This window comes from Streptomyces sp. NBC_01426 (genome assembly GCF_036231985.1).
Classification (GTDB): domain Bacteria; phylum Actinomycetota; class Actinomycetes; order Streptomycetales; family Streptomycetaceae; genus Streptomyces.
This window is the reverse complement of record NZ_CP109500.1, coordinates 4737426-4751762: the sequence shown is the minus strand read 5'-3', so window position 1 is coordinate 4751762 and position 14337 is coordinate 4737426. Positions and strand designations below refer to the sequence as shown.

The following is a 14337-nucleotide window of genomic DNA, read 5'->3' as shown; positions in this document are numbered from 1 at the left end:
TTCGCACTACCGACCCACCCTGAGGCCACCCAATACCTTGCGGGCCCGCTCCTCGGTCCCCTCGGCCGCCGACAGGTCGGGGTCGATGCCGCTGCCGTCGAGGCTGCGGCCCGCCGGCGTGCGGTACGTACCGACCGTCAGCTCGGCCACCGAACCGTCCGGGAGCTCCGTCGGCATCTGCACCGAGCCCTTGCCGAAGGTGCGGCTGCCGACCGTCACCGCGCGGCCCCGGTCCTGGAGGGCGCCGGTGACCAGTTCGGCCGCGCTCATCGTGCCGCCGTCGACCAGGGCCACCAGCGGCCGCGCAGTGTCCCCGCCGGGCTCCGCGTACAGGGCCCGCTCGGAGCCCCGTACGTCGTAGGTGGCCACCAGACCGCCGTCGAGGAACGCGGAGGCCGCGGTCACCGCCTCGGTGACCAGCCCGCCCGGGTTCCCGCGCAGGTCCAGCATCAGGCCCGCGCCCGGCGGGGCCGCGCGGACGGCGTCCCGCACCCGCTCCCCCGAACCCCGCGTGAACGAGGCGACCTTGATGACGGTGACCCCGTCCGCGAGGCGGCGCACCGTCACCGGCTCGACGCGCAGTTGCTGCCGGCGGACGGTCTCGGTGAAGTCGGCGCCGGCCCGGCCGAGGCCCAGCACCACCGGAGTGCCCGCCTCGCCCCGCAGGAGGGCCACCACGTCGGCGACCGACAGGCCGGTGACGCCCTTGCCGTCCACGCTCCGCAGCCGGTCGCCCGCCCGCAGCCCGGCCCGGGAGGCGGGGCTGCCGGGCTGTACCCGGTCCACCTCGATCCGGCCGTCGGCGCGGCGTTCGGCCCAGAGCCCGACACCGGTCCAGCGGCCGTCCAGGTCCTCGGCGAAGGCCGCGTACTCGTTCTGGTCGTAGACCATGCCCCAGCGGTCCCCGCTGCGGCTGACGACGTCCTGGGCGGCCTTCTTGCCGGACTTGCCCTCGGCCGCGGCCTCGGCGGCGGCGCGCGCGACGGCGTCCCGGTCGGCGGTGCCCGCCGAGGGCGTGCCCGCGGCCTTGTCGTGCGTACGGACCACCAGGACCCCCGCCGTGTCCACGGCGTCCGCGCGGTCCCAGCAGCCGGTGCCCGCGGCGGTACCGACGGCCGCGAGGAAAGCCAACGTCAAAGCGGCCCCGCGACGCAGGTCACGGGGCCGGAGACAGAGAGGGGGTGGGCCCGGCATGGCGCCGAGTCTAGGACAAGCCCCGCGGCGGCACGGTGGGTTGACCGGACCGCACACGGGGCGCTTGTCACACCTTCAGGTACTTGCGCAACGCGATGAACGCCGCCAGGGAGGGCATCAGCAGCCCGATGGCGAGCACCAGCGGCAGCTTGGTGAGGACGGAGTCCCAGCCGATGAAGTTGATCAACTCCAGCTTGTCGCGGAGCGTCACGCCGTGGTCGATCACGAAGTACTGGCCGGCGCCGAGCATTCCGCAGGCGAGCACCGCGCCGATGAGGCCGGCGACGGCCGCCTCCATGATGAACGGCACCTGGATGTAGAAGCTGGACGCGCCCACCAGTCGCATGATGCCGGTTTCCCGCCGACGGCTGAACGCCGAGACGCGCACCGTGTTGACGATCAGCAGCAACGCCACGATCAGCATGATCAACATGATGCCGAGCGCGGCCCAGTTGAGGGAGCCGAGCAGGCTGAAGAGGCTCTCGACCTCGCGGTTCTGGTCCTGGACCGACTGGACGCCCTCACGCCCCGAGAAGGCGCTGGTGATGACCCCGTACTGTTCCGGGTTCTTCAGCTTGACCCGGAAGGAGTCGGGCATCTGGTCCGGGGTGACGACCGAGGCCAGCGCGGTGTCCCCGTACCGCTCCTTGTAGTGCTTGAACGCCTCGTCGGATGACTCGTACACGACGTTCTGGACGAGGTCGATCTTCTTCAGGTCGGTCTCGATCTGCTTCTTCTGCGCATCGGTGACCGCGCCCTTCTCACAGGGCTGCCTGCCCCGCTCCGACCCGGCGTTGCCCTTGGTGGGGTCGGGCTTGTTCGCGTCGGGCTTCGCCGGGTCCGCGGCGGGCGTCTCGGCGGCCTTGGCAGCGTCGGTGGCGTCCTTGGCGTCGCTCTTGTTGCAGAGGTAGACCGTGACGTTGACCTTGCCGTACCAGTACCCCTTCATCGCGCTGACCTGGTCGCGCATGAGCAGGGAGCCACCGAACAGGGCCAGCGACAGGGCCACGGAGATGATGACCGCGAAGGTCATGGTGAGATTGCGACGGAGACCGACGCCGATCTCCGACATGACGAACTGGGCGCGCATGGCGTCCTTTCAGTGCTGGTAGCCGTAGACGCCGCGCGACTGGTCGCGCACGAGACGGCCCTGTTCGAGTTCGATGACGCGCTTGCGCATCTGGTCCACGATCTGCTGGTCGTGCGTCGCCATGATCACGGTGGTGCCGGTCCGGTTGATCCGGTCCAGCAGCTTCATGATGCCGACGGAGGTCTGCGGGTCGAGGTTGCCGGTCGGCTCGTCCGCGATCAGCAGGGCGGGGCGGTTGACGAAGGCGCGGGCGATGGCCACGCGCTGCTGCTCGCCGCCGGAGAGCTCGCCGGGCATCCGGCTCTCCTTGCCCCCCAGCCCCACCAGCTCCAGGACCTGCGGAACGGCCTTGCGGATCTCGCCGCGCGGCTTGCCGATGACCTCCTGCGCGAAGGCGACGTTCTCGGCCACCGTCTTGTTGGGGAGGAGCCGGAAGTCCTGGAAGACGGTCCCCAGCTGGCGCCGCATGTGCGGGACCTTCCAGTTGGAGAGCTTGGCGAGGTCCTTGCCCAGGACGTGGACCTGGCCGTGGCTCGCCCGCTCCTCGCGCAGCACCAGCCGCAGGAACGTGGACTTGCCGGAGCCGGAGGAGCCGACCAGGAACACGAACTCGCCCTTCGCGATGTCCAGCGAGACATCTCTGAGTGCGGGGCGGCTCTGCTTCGGGTAGGACTTGGAGACACTGTCGAATCGGATCACGGGTGCACCACGGTCGCCGGGAGTAGGTGAGCGTGACCATACGCGAACGGGCGCGGGGTGTGGACCCGGCATCCGGACTTGACCGATATGTCCAGGGTCCGGGGGTGGCCCGCTCGCGATTGCCCGGACGGGCCGCGCCGAATGTCGTGGAAGCCGGCACAGTGGTAGGGGGAACGGACCCGTCCCCCTTGCCGTTGTACCAGGGGACGAGAGGAGGAGCGCATGACATATGACCGGCTCGTGTGCGCGAACTGCGCCGCACCCGTCAACCAGGGCCGCTGCCCTGTGTGCCGGGCGAACCGGGAGCGCCTCCAGCAGGAGAGCCCCTTCGCCGGCCTGAATCCCATGGCGCTCATCGCGCTTCTGGTGGTGCTGGTGGCGGCTCTGGCGCTGGTGGCCCAGACCGCGTAGTCCCGACCGCGTAGTCCCGACCGCGTGGCCGCGACCGCGCAGCTCTTCCGCCGCGTCCCGATCGCACATACGCGGAAGGCCCGGACACCTTGGGGTGCCCGGGCCTTTCCATGTTCACGCCCACCCGCCGTCGAGCGGTCCGGCGCTCTCGAGCGCGCTCTTAAGCGGTCTGCTCCTGCTGCTTGCGCCAGCGGATCCCGGCCTCCAGGAAGCCGTCGATCTCACCGTCGAGCACCGCCTGCGGGTTGCCGACCTCGAACTCCGTCCGCAGGTCCTTGACCATCTGGTACGGGTGCAGGACGTAGGAGCGCATCTGGTTGCCCCAGGAGCTTCCGCCGTCCTTGAGGGCGTCCATCTTGTCCTTCTCCTCCTGGCGGCGCCGCTCCAGCAGCTTGGCCTGGAGCACGTTCATCGCGCTGGCCTTGTTCTGGATCTGCGAGCGCTCGTTCTGGCAGGAGACGACGATGCCGGTCGGGAGGTGCGTGATGCGCACGGCCGAGTCGGTCGTGTTGACGCCCTGGCCGCCGGGGCCGGAGGCGCGGTACACGTCGACGCGCAGCTCGGCCTCGTCGATCTCGACGTGGTCGCTGGTCTCGACGACCGGCAGCACCTCGACGCCCGCGAAGGAGGTCTGGCGGCGGCCCTGGTTGTCGAAGGGCGAGATCCGCACGAGGCGGTGGGTGCCCTGCTCGACGGAGAGCGTGCCGTAGGCGTACGGGGCCTTGACGACGAAGGTGGTCGACTTGATGCCGGCCTCTTCCGCGTAGGAGGTCTCGTAGATCTCGGTCGGGTAGCCGTGCCGCTCGGCCCAGCGCAGGTACATGCGCTGGAGGCGCTCGGCGAAGTCGGAGGCGTCGACGCCACCGGCCTCGGCGCGGATGTTGACCAGGGCCTCGCGCTCGGCGTACTCGCCGGAGAGCAGGGTCCTGACCTCCATCTCGTCCAGCGCCTTGCGCACGGAGACCAGCTCGGTCTCGGCCTCGGCGAGGGTGTCCGCGTCGTCCATCTCCTGGGCGAGCTCGAAGAGCACGGAGAGGTCGTCGATGCGGCCCCGGAGGGTCTCGGTCTTGCGGACCTCGGCCTGGAGGTGCGAAAGCTTGCTCGTGATCTTCTGGGCGGCCTCCGGGTCGTCCCACAGGGACGGCGCGGCGGCCTGCTCCTCGAGCACGGCGATATCTGCCCTCAGCTTGTCGAGGTCCAGGACGGCCTCGATCGACCCCATGGTCGAGGAGAGGGACTTCAGCTCTTCGGAAACATCGACGACTGCCACGGGTCCAGCGTAGCCGGTCGCGGGACGGCACTCTCCGGCCAGGCCGGCTCGGCCCGTACGGATATGCGCTCGCACGGGCGTACGCTCAGCATATGACTGTCCTCCTCGTGAAGCGCCGCCATGTGGACCACATGCGTGTCACCACCACGAGCTGTCTGCCGCCGGACCTCGCACGAGCCTGATCCACCCCGATCCGACTTCGGTCCTGTACGCGGACACGCGGCCCCGGCACCATCCCCGCCGCCGGCCTGTCCTCACCCGCTGCCCCGCCATCTCCGGGGAACAGGACCCCGTGACATCCGAAACGGAGCCGTCATGCCGTCCGCGCACCCTTCCTCCTCCCCCCGTGCCGACTCTGGCACCACCTCCCTCGCGACCTCCCTCGCCGTCATCGACCTGTCCCGGGCCGACGACCCCGCCGAGCGCGAGGACTTCCTGCGGCAGCTGCACGCGGCCGCACGGGACACCGGTTTCCTGTATCTGACCGGGCACGGGATCAGCGCGTCGGAAACCGCCCGCATCCTGGAGTTGACCAGAGCCTTCTTCGCGCTCCCGGAGGCCGATCGGCTGGCCGTGAGCAACCTCAACTCCCCCCACTTCCGCGGCTACACCCGGATCGGGCACGAGCTGACCGGCGGCGCCTCCGACTGGCGGGACCAGCTGGACGTGGGCGCCGAGCGACCCGCGCCGGTGGTCGGCCCGGACGACCCGGCGTTCCTGTGGCTGGAGGGCCCGAACCTGTGGCCGGCGGCCCTGCCGGAGCTCCGCACGGTCGTCCTGGAGTGGCAGTCCCGCCTCGCCGCGGTGGCGCACCGCCTGCTGCGGGAGCTGCTGACCTCGATCGGCGCCCCCGCGGACTTCTTCGACGCGGCCTTCGCCGACCGCCCCCACCTGCACACGAAGCTGATCCGCTACCCCGGGTCCGCCCCGACCGGCGCGGACCAGGGCGTGGGCGCGCACAAGGACTACGGCTTCCTGACGCTGTTGCTCCAGGACTCGGTGGGCGGGCTCCAGGTCGTGCGGGACGGACGCTACGTCGACATCCCGCCGCTCCCGGGGGCCTTCGTCGTCAACCTGGGCGAGCTGCTGGAGATAGCGACGGAGGGCTACCTGCGGGCCACCGACCACCGGGTGGTGAGCCCGCCGGGGGCGCAGGAGCGCTTCTCGGTGCCGTTCTTCTACAACCCGCGGCTGGACGCGGTGGTGGAGACCGTTCCGGGCGCGTACCTGAGCGAGGCGCCGGGCGTGGCCCACGACGCGTCGAACCCGCTGCACGCCGAGTACGGCCGCAACGAGCTGAAGGGGTGGGTACGGGCCCACCCGACCGTGGCCCGGCGCTGGCACCCGGAGCTGGTCTCGGCGTAGGCCGTGCGCGGGCCGCGGTGCGGCCGGGTCCGGCGGACGACGCGCGCCGACCCGGCCCGCCGGTGTCCGGGGCCCGGCCGGGCCCCGGACACCGGCCCGGCTACGGGACGGCCGTGCCCGACTGCTTGCTGTCCTGCGGTGCGGGGCCCGCGTCCCCGTCGGACACCGCGAACCAGGTGCCCACCCCGACCGCCGCCACCAGGGCCACCGCCGACGCGGACAGCACGAGGCGGCGCTTGCGGACGGTCTCGGCCCGGTGCCGGGCGGAACCCGGCCGGTGGCCGCCCGCGGGGCGCGGGACCCGGGCGGTGCCCAGCGCGCCCCCGGCCAGCTCATCGGGGCCGGGTACCCGCATCGAGGTGTGCGTGTCCCGGTTGGAGTCCGTCGCCGAGCCGGGCACCAGCGGCACCACGCCCCGCCGCCGCACCGGGTCCGCGGACTTCTCCTCGGTCTGTTCCGGTTCCGTGTCGGCCTCGTCCGGCTCGTCCACGTCCAGTGGCGGGATCCCGGCCAGCATCGGCAACAGGTCCCGCAGCCGGGTCGAGAGTTCCGAGGCCCGCAACCGCGACGCCGGCGCCTTGGCGAGGCACTGCACCATGAGCTGCCACAGCTCTTCGGGGATGCCGGGCAGCGGTACGACGGTCTCGGTCACGTGCCGGCGCAGCACCGCCCCGGGGTGCCCGCCGCCGAACGGCGTGAAGCCGGCGAGCAGCTCGTACAGCACCGTGGCCAGCGCGTAGATGTCGACGGCCGCACGCGGCGGCAGGCCCTCCACGATCTCGGGGGCCAGGTAGTCGGGCGTGCCGATGATCCGGGTGGTGGGCGCCGAGGCGCGGCCCCCGGTGCTGCGGCGCGGCGAGTCGATCAGCTTCGCGACGCCGAAGTCGGTCAGCAGCGCCGGGTGGGCGCCGCCGGGGCCGAGCGGGCCCTGCATGTCGAGGAGGACGTTCTCCGGCTTGACGTCGCGGTGCACGACGCCCGCCGCGTGCGCGGCGGCCAGCGCGTCCGCGACGTCGGCGACGATGGCGACGGCCGCCTCGGGGGCGAGCCGTCGTTCGCGGTCGAGCCGCGTCCGCAGGTCCGTGCCGCGGACGAGGTCCATGACGAGGGCGAGGTCGTTGCCGTCGACGACGAGGTCGCGGACGGACACGACGTGGGGGTGTTCCAGGCCGAGCAGCGCGCTGCGCTCCTGGACGAACCGTCCGACCAGCTCCTGGTCGGACGCGAGGTCCTCGCGCAGCAGTTTGACGGCGACGGGGCCTTCCGGCCCCTCGCCCAGCCACACCGTGCCCGCGCTGCCGCGCCCAAGGATCTGGTGCGCGGTGTACCGGCTGCCGATCTTCCGTGCCACGACTGCTCCCTCAGCGGCTGGCGTACGCACCAAAGCTACGCGGCCGGGTGGGGGTTGAACGCCCCGCAGCGCGGCGACCTTCACTTCTGCGGGCGAAATCACGTCCCAGAAGTCGACAAATCCACGAAGTCGGCGCTACGGGGGTGTCCCCGAGGCCTCCTGGTGGACCGTCAGCCGGCCGTCAGGGGGTGGATCCGCCGCCGGAGCCACCGGCGGAATCGCCGACGGAGCCGACCCAGTCGACCGCGTCCGAGCCCCACGTCCACACCTGGTCCCACCAGCCGCGTCCGGTGCCGACCCACTCCTGGAGCGGGGTCAGCTCCCAGACCAGCCAGCCCGCCACGAAGAACAGCAGGATCATGACCACGCAGCCCTTGAGGCAGCCCAGGCCGGGGATCCGGACCGGGTTGGCACTGCGGCGACGCGGCTCGCGCGGCTCGCGGGGTTCGCGCGGGGGCGACTGCCGGGGCGGCGGGCTCTGCGGCCGGCCGGGCTGCTGGTACTGCGGCTGATGCTGCGGCGGCTGCTGGTACTGCGGCTGATGCGCCGGCTGGTGCTGCGGCTGCTGGTACTGCTGCGGCGGCGGGCCCTGGCGGTACGGCTGCTGCTGCGGCGGCTGCTGGTACTGCGGCTGGTGCGTCGGCGGCTGCTGGTACTGCTGCGGCGGCGGCCCCTGGCGGTACGGCTGCTGCTGGGGTCGCTGCTGGGGCGGCGGGGGCGCCTGGCGCTGCGGGCGGCGCCGCAGCGGATCCTCGCTCGGGTCGAGGTACTGCATCTGCGTCTGCTCGTTGCGGTCGCGGGCGGCCCGCATCTGCGACTGCCAGGGGTGCACCCCGTCCTGCACGGGCGGCATGACGGACGTCGGGTCCGGACCGCCCGCGCCGGTGCTGGGCAGCACGGAGGTGGCGTCGGCCGCGCCGACCGGCGGCAGGACGCTGGTCATGCCGTTCGGGTCGTAGGCGCCCATCGGGGAGCCGGCGCCGGCGGGGAGCACCTGGGTGGCGTCCGCGACGCCGGGGGTCGCGGGGACCGGGGCGGGCGAGGGGTCGGGGGCGAGCAGCGCGGCGACGCCGAGCGCGGCCTCCACCTCGGCGGGCGAGGAGTGCACGCCGATGCCGGAGGCGACCACGCGCAGGCCGCGCGCCAGGCTCACGGCGCTCGGGCGCTCGCCGGGTTCCTTGCGCAGGCAGTGCTCGATGACCGTCCACAGCGGCTCGGGCAGGTTCGCGGGGCGCTGCGGGTCCTCGCTGAGGTGGCGGTGGAGGACTTCGAGCGCGGTGCCGCCGGCGAACGGCGGGCGGCCGGTGACCAGCTCGTAGAGCAGGATGCCGGCGCCGTAGATGTCGACGGCGGAGGTCTGGGGGCGGCCCTCGGCGGATTCGGGGGCCACGTAGGCGGGGGTGCCGACGAACTCGTGGGTGCGGGTCAGGCCCGGGGAGTCGGCGAGGCGCGCGATGCCGAAGTCGGTGAGCATCGGCTTCATCTGGCCGCCGCGTTCGTCCAGCAGGACGTTGGCGGGCTTCAGGTCCCGGTGGACCACGCCGTCGGCGTGGCTGGCGGCGAGCGCGTCCGCGATCTGGGCGGTCAACAGGCTCGCGGCAACGGGGCTGAAGGGGCCGTTCTCGCGGATGTAGCGGTGCAGGTCCGGGCCGTCGATCAGGTCCATGACCAGGGCCAGCAGGTCGCCCTCGACGACGAGGTCACGCGTGCGGACGATGTTGGGGTGGGTCAGGCGCAGCAGGACGGAGCGTTCGCGCAGGAAGCGCATCACGATGTCCGGGTCCTGGGCCAGCTCCTCCTTGAGGACCTTGATGGCCACGGTCTCGCCGGGCTGCCCGGCGACGGCGGCCTCCGCACCGGCGGTCTCCCGCTGGCGGGCACGCCAGACGGTGCCCGTGGCGCCGCGCCCGAGCGGCTCCTCGAGCAGGTATTTGCTGCCGACTGGCCGCACGTCTCGCGCTCCCCTGCTGTCGTCTGACTGTCGTCTGGTTTCGGCTGTTTCCGCCGTGGGTTTTCCGGCCCACTCTAGGGGGTGTCCCGGATGAAGACGCCGGGCATCGAAGGTTGGTTGCCGTACATATGTACGAAGAGTGAGTTTTACCGGGTATGCCGGAGGCGATTTTCCTTGGCTTTCGTGGACTCGATTGTCCGTATGGGGGCGACGAGTGGATCGGGTCACGATCGATCAAGATCATTTGTTGCCGGGTGCCGGGCGTGTTGTCCGCGACAGGTGCGAGGATGCACCCGTACGGAACGGCGGGGACGGGAGCCCCTCCTTCCGGCAGACCTGACCGGACGACGCGTCCGTGCCGGGTGGGGGGTCATCGGTCCGGCACGTCCCGCCGTTCCCCTGCCGGGCGCACGCACCGTGCACTGCGCACCGCGCAGAAGGGACCGCTGACGGCGATGCAGATCCGGCTGACCGTCCTCGGGTCGCGCAGCGGCCACCAGACCTCCGGCGCGCCCGTCGGCTGCGACGTGCTCGTCACCGCGCCCGCGGGGACCGCGCTGGCCACCGTCGCCTCCGGGCTCGCGGCGACCGTGGGCGGGCCCGACACCGGGGGCACCGTCGTGCTGTACGCCGGTACCGAACGGCTCGACCTCCAGCGGCGGATCCTGGGCGAGCCGCCCCTGGTGGACGGTGCCGTCCTGGCCCTGCACGCGCCCGCGCCGGACGGGCTGCCCGCGCTGCCCGAGGACGGGCCGGCCGCGCCCCAACTCCACGTGGTCGCCGGTCCGGACGCGGGCGGGGTGCACCTGCTGCACCCCGGGGCGGTACGGATCGGACGCTCGGCCGACGCGGACGTGCCGCTGGACGACCCCGACGTGTCACGGCTGCACTGCGCGGTGACGGTCATGTCGGACGGGCGGGTGGCGGTGGCCGACCTCGGCTCCACGAACGGCACGACCCTGGACGGCGCCCCCGTCGGAACGCGGACGGTGCCGCTGGTACCGGGAGCGCTGCTGCGGATCGGCGAATCGACCCTCCGACTGGCGGCCCGGGGCACGGCTCCGACGCTGCCCGTGGTGCCGGACCTGGAGGGACACCTGTCCCTGCCGGGCGCCGCCGCCGTCCCGGGCGCACCCGGCACCGGTGTCGACGCCGGCGCCGGCGCCGGCGCCCACGGCGCGGGCCCGGAAGCGGACGCGTCGTACGCGGGCGCGCGCGAGCCGGCCCACCACCCGGCCCACCGCCCCCTCCCGTCATCCGGCGCCGGCTTCGCACCCGACCTCCCCGACCCCGACGCGACCGGCGGCGGGCAGGGCGCGCCCTCCGCGTTCGAGCCCCGGCGGCGCGGGATCGGGGCGTGGGCCCGCAAGTGGGTACGGGGCGAGGACATCGCCGAGCGGGCGGCCGAGGCCGGGCCGCCGCCGGCCGCGCGCCCCGCCGCCGACGACCCCGCCACCCTGCTGCTCGCCGCCCTCGGACCCACCGGGCGGCTCTGGTCCCGTCCGCCGGGCGCCCTCGACGTCGGGCTCGGCGCCGGCAGCCGGGTCGAGCTCCGCGAGGCCGGGGCGCTGGGCATCGCCGGCCCGAGGGCCCGCCTCACCGGCGTGGCCCGGTCCGTGATCGCCCAACTCGCCGGACTGCACGCGCCGGGCCGGCTGGAGATCGTGCTGGTCTGCGCGGGTCGCGGCCGGGGCCTCCAGGAGCGGCGCGCCGACTGGGGCTGGCTCGGCTGGCTGCCGCACGTACGGCCCGCGCACGGCCAGGACTGCCGGCTGCTCCTCGCGTTCGACCGCGACCAGGCCGCCGCCCGCACCGGCGAGCTGACCCGCCGGCTCGACGAGAGCCCGCTCGGCGCGGGGTGGGCGTCCGCCGGGCCGGAGGCGGTGCGCCGGGTGGCGAGCGCGTACGAGGGGCCGTACACGCTCCTCGTCCTCGACGGCGACCCCGGCGCGGGGCCGCTGCGCGACGTCACCGGACGGTTGGCCTCGCACGGGCCGGCCGCCGGGATCCATGTCCTGGCCCTCGCGGAGGCGCCGGCCGCGACGCCGGCGAGCCCGGTCTCCGACACGTACGAGACGGCCTGCTCGGCCTCCCCCGCCTTCCGGGACTGCGGGACGGTCGCCCTGCTCAGCGGTGATGTCGCCACCGCTGTACGGACCTTCGCGATCGTCGGCGGCAGACCCGTCCCGCCCGGTGTGACCGCCGTGGCCGACGCCGTGTCCGCGGCGTGGGCGGAGCGGTTCGCCCGCGCCCTCGCCCCGCTGCGCGCGGAGTCGACCGGCGCCGAGGCCCAGCGGCCGGCGACCGCGTCGCTGCCGCAGACGGCGCGGCTCCTGGACGAGTTGGGGCTGGCGCGGGCCACCCCGGCGTCCCTGATGGCCCGTTGGGCGGCCGGTACGGAGCAGGGCCAGGGTGTCGGCGGGCTCGCCGAGGTGGTGCTGGGCACCGGCCGGCGCGGGGCGGTCGGGGCCGAGCTGGTCCACGACGGCCCGCACCTGTTGATCGAGGGGCCGGCCGGCAGCGGCCGGACCGAGTTGTTGCGCTCGGTGGCCGCCTCGCTCGCCGCCGCGGCCCGCCCCGACCGGCTGGGGCTCGTGCTGCTCGACGGGGCCGGTGGCGAGCGGGGCGAGGGGCTGCTCGCCTGTACGGAGCTGCCGCACGTCTCGGCGCACCTCGTGGCCTCGGACCCGGTGCGGATGCGGGAGTTCGCCCAGGCGCTGGGCGCCGAGCTGAAGCGCCGGCACGAGCTGTTGGACGGGGTGCCGTTCAGCGAGTGGCACGCCCGGCGGGAGGTGTCGGACCGGATGGTCGCGCCCCGCCGGCCCGCTCCCGGCGAACTGGGCGGCGATGTCGACTCGCAGCGTTCGGGGACCCTGCGGCTGCGTTCCGCCGCCGCCCGTACCGAGCCGGCGCCCGGTCCGGGGCCGCTGCCCCGCCTGGTGCTGCTGGTGGACGACTTCGACGCGCTGGTCGCGCCGGGTCTGGGCAGCACGGGCCGTCCCGCCGCCGGTTCGGTGGTCCGGATCCTGGAGGGGGTGGCCCGCGAGGGGGCCCGGCTCGGGGTGCACCTGGTCGCCACCACCGCCCGTCCGGACCGCACGGCCGACACCGAACTGTCCCGCCTCGCCCGGCTGCGGGTCGAGCTGGACGCCCCGGACCAGCCCGGCCCCGGTCGCGGGGTGCTCCGGTACGCGGACGGTCGGGCGGTTCCGTTCCAGGGCGGCCGGGTCACCGGTCGGATCCCGCGGACGGCGACGTCGAGGCCGACCGTGGTCCCGGTGGAGTGGGAGCGGATGGGTGATCCGCCGGCCCGCCGCCCGGTCCGTGAACTGGGCAACGGGCCGACCGACCTGGCGCTGTTGGCCAGCGCCCTGGAGCGGGCGTCGCGCCTGGTCTCGGCGACACCGGTGCTGTTCCCGCCCGCCCCGTAGACACCCGCCCGCCCCGCCGGCACCGCGCGCGGCGGGCGCTTCGGGCCGCACGCGCACGCCGGGTCCCGGCCCCCGCACGCCCCGACGCGGTATTGCGGGGGTGCGCGGGGCGGCGTAGACCTTGTGGCACGGGACACACCATCAGCGCCGGACGGGCATCGGGGGCAGAACCATGCGCAGTCAGCAGGGAACCAGCCGTACGAAGAGCCGCAGGAAGCACCTCAGAAGCCGTACGAGGAGCCGTGCGTGGGCCGCGTTGATCGCGGCGGGCGCGCTCGCGCTCACCGGGTGCGGCGGCGGGGAAAAGAAGGACGGGACGCCGGCCTCCGGCGGGGCGCCGACCGGGCCCCGGGTGGAATTACCCCGTCTGGCGGGGGAGAAGCTGGAGGTCGCGGCGGTCTGGACGGGTCCGGAACAGGCCAACTTCACGAAGGTGTTGAAGGAGTTCGAGAAGCGGACCGGCGCGACGGTGACGTTCGTCCCGGCGCAGGATCCGATCGTCACCTTCCTCGGTACGAAGATCGCGGGTGGCGCCCCGCCGGACGTGGCCCTGCTCCCGCAGGTCGGGGCGCTGGTGTCCGCGGTGGAGAAGAAGTGGGCGCAGCCGGTGGGTCCGGAGGCGAAGGCCCAGCTGGACAAGAACTACTCGGACGGGTGGAAGAACCTCGGCGCGGTCGACGGCGCCCAGTACGGCGTGTACTACAAGGCGGCCAACAAGTCGCTGATCTGGTACAACGCCAAGGCCTTCGAGGCGGCGGGCGTGCAGCCCCCGAAGACCTGGAAGGACCTGCTGACGGCGGCCGACACGCTGTCCGCCTCCGGCACCCCGGCGGTGTCGGTGGCCGGCGCGGACGGCTGGACGTTGACGGACTGGTTCGAGAACGTCTACCTCTCCCAGGCCGGCCCGGAGCTGTACGACAAGCTGGCGAAGCACGAGATCAAGTGGACGGACGACAGCGTCAAGCGGGCGCTGACGACCCTGGGCGAGCTGTTCGGCCGCAAGGACTTCCTGGCGGGCGGGCCGAGCGGGGCCCTGTCCACGGAGTTCCCGAAGTCGGTGACGCAGACCTTCACCGGTGGCGACCGGCCGGCGGCGGCGATGGTCTTCGAGGGGGACTTCGTCGCGGTGAACATCGCGCAGACCGGGGCGAAGGTCGGCGAGGACGCCCTGGTGTTCCCCTTCCCGGCGGTCGGCGACAAGGCGCCGGTGGTCTCGGGTGGTGACGTGGCGGTCGCGTTGAAGCCCTCGAAGGGCGCGCAGGCGCTGCTGACGTTCCTGGCCTCGGCGGACGCCGCGGAGATCCAGGCCCGCGAGGGCGGTTTCGTCTCCCCGAACAAGTCGGTGAACCCGGCCGCCTACCCGAACACCATCCAGCGGGACATCGCGAAGGCGCTGATCGCGGCGGGCGACGACTTCCGCTTCGACCTCTCGGACCAGGCCCCGGCGGCCTTCGGCGGGACCCCGGGCGCGGGCGAGTGGAAGCACCTCCAGGACTTCCTGGCGAACCCGTCGGACGTGGCGGGCACCCAGGCGAAACTGGAGAGTGACGCGGCCAAGGCGTACGGGAACTGACC

Annotated in this window: 10 protein-coding genes; 4 read left to right on the top strand and 6 right to left on the bottom strand. The window is 73.6% G+C overall.

All coding sequences use genetic code 11. The features are described from left to right. Nucleotides 1-6: 6 nt before the first annotated feature. From OG906_RS21020 to ftsE, 3 genes are all read right to left on the bottom strand, one after another. Nucleotides 7-1194: a S41 family peptidase gene (locus OG906_RS21020; protein WP_329444866.1), complete on the bottom strand. Its 1188-nt coding sequence runs from the start codon at nucleotides 1192-1194 to the stop codon at nucleotides 7-9. A 67-nt stretch (nucleotides 1195-1261) separates the two neighbouring features. Beyond that, nucleotides 1262-2284, bottom strand: a complete 1023-nt coding sequence (gene ftsX / locus OG906_RS21015) for a permease-like cell division protein FtsX (protein ID WP_267802606.1) — start codon at nucleotides 2282-2284, stop codon at nucleotides 1262-1264. 9 nt (nucleotides 2285-2293) lie between these two features. Continuing rightward, nucleotides 2294-2983 carry a cell division ATP-binding protein FtsE gene (ftsE, locus tag OG906_RS21005; protein ID WP_053679398.1) on the bottom strand — a complete coding sequence of 230 codons (690 nt, stop codon included), beginning with the start codon at nucleotides 2981-2983 and terminating at the stop codon, nucleotides 2294-2296. A 222-nt stretch (nucleotides 2984-3205) separates the two neighbouring features. Here ftsE and OG906_RS21000 point away from each other — a divergent pair, with 222 nt between their 5' ends. Then, nucleotides 3206-3394, top strand: a complete 189-nt coding sequence (locus OG906_RS21000) for a hypothetical protein (protein ID WP_053679400.1) — start codon at nucleotides 3206-3208, stop codon at nucleotides 3392-3394. Between the two features lie 160 nt (nucleotides 3395-3554). Here OG906_RS21000 and prfB read toward each other — a convergent pair whose 3' ends face one another. Continuing rightward, nucleotides 3555-4664, bottom strand: a complete 1110-nt coding sequence (gene prfB / locus OG906_RS20995) for a peptide chain release factor 2 (protein WP_329444863.1) — start codon at nucleotides 4662-4664, stop codon at nucleotides 3555-3557. A 315-nt stretch (nucleotides 4665-4979) separates the two neighbouring features. Between prfB and OG906_RS20990 the strand changes: the two genes are divergently transcribed. Beyond that, nucleotides 4980-6029 carry an isopenicillin N synthase family dioxygenase gene (locus OG906_RS20990; RefSeq protein ID WP_329444861.1) on the top strand — a complete coding sequence of 350 codons (1050 nt, stop codon included), beginning with the start codon at nucleotides 4980-4982 and terminating at the stop codon, nucleotides 6027-6029. A 100-nt stretch (nucleotides 6030-6129) separates the two neighbouring features. Here OG906_RS20990 and OG906_RS20985 read toward each other — a convergent pair whose 3' ends face one another. Further along, the gene (locus tag OG906_RS20985) at nucleotides 6130-7380 is read right to left on the bottom strand and encodes a serine/threonine-protein kinase (RefSeq protein WP_329444860.1); all 1251 of its coding nucleotides are present in this window, start codon (nucleotides 7378-7380) and stop codon (nucleotides 6130-6132) included. Nucleotides 7381-7561: 181 nt separating this feature from the next. Further along, complete coding sequence (locus tag OG906_RS20980; RefSeq protein WP_329444858.1) at nucleotides 7562-9331, bottom strand: serine/threonine-protein kinase; 1770 nt, start codon at nucleotides 9329-9331, stop codon at nucleotides 7562-7564. A gap of 455 nt (nucleotides 9332-9786) precedes the next feature. Between OG906_RS20980 and OG906_RS20975 the strand changes: the two genes are divergently transcribed. After that, nucleotides 9787-12762: an FHA domain-containing protein gene (locus OG906_RS20975; RefSeq protein WP_329444856.1), complete on the top strand. Its 2976-nt coding sequence runs from the start codon at nucleotides 9787-9789 to the stop codon at nucleotides 12760-12762. Between the two features lie 172 nt (nucleotides 12763-12934). Then, on the top strand, nucleotides 12935-14335 hold the full coding sequence (locus OG906_RS20970; protein WP_329444854.1) for an ABC transporter substrate-binding protein: 1401 nt from the start codon (nucleotides 12935-12937) through the stop codon (nucleotides 14333-14335). Nucleotides 14336-14337 lie beyond the last annotated feature (2 nt).